At 57.8% G+C, this 709-nt stretch carries 1 pseudogene; it reads right to left on the bottom strand.

Annotated elements, in window-relative coordinates:
• Positions 1–362 (bottom strand): annotated as a pseudogene (locus tag NKH30_RS33060) (aldo/keto reductase); the annotation flags it as partial.
• Positions 363–709: the final 347 nt, after the last annotated feature.

The following is a 709-nucleotide window of genomic DNA, read 5'->3' as shown; positions in this document are numbered from 1 at the left end:
AGATGCGCGACTTCGGCGATGCGCCAGCCACGAAAGTTGGAGACGCCGAAATAGCGCAGCTTGCCCTGGCGGATCAGGTCGGCGATCGCCCGCACCGGCTCTTACAGCGGCGCATCGAAGACGGCGCGGTGGAAGTAGAACAGGTCGATATAGTCTGTTCCAAGGCGGCGCAGGCTGTTCTCGACGGTCTGGTTCACCCATTTGCGCGAATGGCCGCCGAGATTAGGCCCTTTGTCGTGCGAGTTGACGAATTTGGTCGTCACGACCCAATGATCGCGCCTCGCCTTGATGCCGCGACCGACGACTTCCTCGGACTTGCCGTTGTGGTAGACGTCGGCGGTGTCAACGAAGTTGATGCCTTGCTAACGGCTTTGGCAGCGTCGCTCGACAGGGCTGGGACATCATGACGGAGTCGCGTTAGACATTCCAGCGAGACGAATATCGGTTTGAATCCTCGGGCTGCCGCCCAACAATGCTGAACCATATCGTGTCAAGGCTTGCAACGACCGAAGACGCAACTGGCGCATATTGCACTTGGCTGTCAAGGTCGGGAATAGGGTCAGAACCTGCCCGTGATCTTGCATTCAGGGAACGTCCGAGAAGGGTCGATAGTGTTGAAAAAGTCCGGGTTGCAGCAGTCCTGAAGCACTTCTCTATTCGGCATGTTGAGGTCAAGCGCTTTCGAGCTTGCGGCTTCTCCGGCGTTTGA

The sequence above is a fragment of the Mesorhizobium sp. M1273 genome (assembly GCF_040318195.1).
GTDB lineage: Bacteria > Pseudomonadota > Alphaproteobacteria > Rhizobiales > Rhizobiaceae > Mesorhizobium.
Note: the sequence above shows the minus strand (reverse complement) of the source record. Positions and strands in the feature narration are given on the sequence as shown.